The sequence below is a fragment of the Moorena sp. SIO4E2 genome, assembly GCF_010671945.1.
GTDB classification, from domain to species: Bacteria; Cyanobacteriota; Cyanobacteriia; order Cyanobacteriales; family Coleofasciculaceae; genus Moorena; species Moorena producens.
This window is the reverse complement of the sequence record NZ_JAAHIE010001313.1, coordinates 1-1,234: the sequence shown is the minus strand read 5'-3', so window position 1 is coordinate 1,234 and position 1,234 is coordinate 1. Positions and strand designations below refer to the sequence as shown.

At 35.0% G+C, this 1,234-nt stretch carries 1 protein-coding gene; it reads right to left on the bottom strand.

Translation table 11 applies throughout. The features are described 5' to 3' along the window. Positions 1-153: 153 nt before the first annotated feature. Positions 154-795, bottom strand: coding sequence for a WD40 repeat domain-containing protein (locus F6K37_RS43250; protein WP_287257323.1), 642 nt, complete (start codon positions 793-795; stop codon positions 154-156). Positions 796-1,234: the final 439 nt, after the last annotated feature.

Here is a 1,234-nt window from a genome sequence, read left to right as displayed (position 1 = left end):
CTTATTGTCGCGCGGGCAGGATGCCCACTCTACTTCTATGGATTTGAAGACTGAGGCAACAGGATCTCTTGTGCTTGTTTTATGAGCGACTGCATCAAGAAAGAATCAAATCTTATTACTACTCCCTGTTCCCTGTTCCCTATTCCCTACTCCCTACTCCCTACTCCCTACTCCCTCCAAGCGCAAAAAATGCATATTTCCCCCTTCATCCCCTGCCACAATCGTTACATCATCCGGTGCAACGGCACAACAGTTGATAGCACTTTCTCCAGTAAACGTAGCAATAACTTCCCTAGTCTCGAAATCCCACACTTGGAGTGTTTTATCGGAAGATGCAGAAATCACTAGCTTGCCGTTGGATGTTACTTTGATCCGATTTATGGAGTCCGTATGACCTGTAAAGGTAAAGATTTCCTCTCGCTTTTCCAAATCCCAAATTTTAATGGTATTATCCTTTGAGCCAGACACGACGTAGTTACCATCAGGGGTTACGGAGAGAGTATTGACTGAATCCCCATGACCTGTAAGGGTGAAACATTCCTTTCTAGTTTCTAGATTCCAAATTTTGATAGTTTTATCCTTGGAGCCAGAAACCAAATACTTACCATCTGGGGTGATAGCTAAACTAGTTATCTCGTCCTGATGACCTTTGAGGACAAAACGTAATTTTTTTGTTTCCAGATGCCAAACTTTAATAGTGCTGTTAGTTGAACCAGCAATTACATGGTTACCATCTGGCGTGATTGATAGAGTTGTTGCGGAATCATTAAATATGAAGGTGATTAGAGAATACAATAGTTTATCCAATAAATATAATGTTAATGCAAAGAATGGTAATGCAATTGACCAAATTTGAATCCAATATTCAAATAAAAATTGAATATATAAAAAGAAAGATATAATACTTGATAGGTAAATAATAGATATTAATAAAATTGAATAATTATAGCAATATTGAGAGAGTGATAGTAAATTACAAATTCTCTTTATTGTACTGTAATTCCAGACAGTCAAAAAGTGATAAGATGAGGCAATAAAATTATTTATACAAATTAGCAAATTATTGGGCGCAATCGCTACTCCAATAATTTGCTTACTTACCATAATTTTATTTATTTCAAAGTCTTGTATTTTATCTATTAAATCCGAATATTTGCTATATATTGATAAGTTTAATTTTTGTTTAAAAAGTTGGTCATAAAAATGTTTAGGTATATTATTTATAGGTAGAATA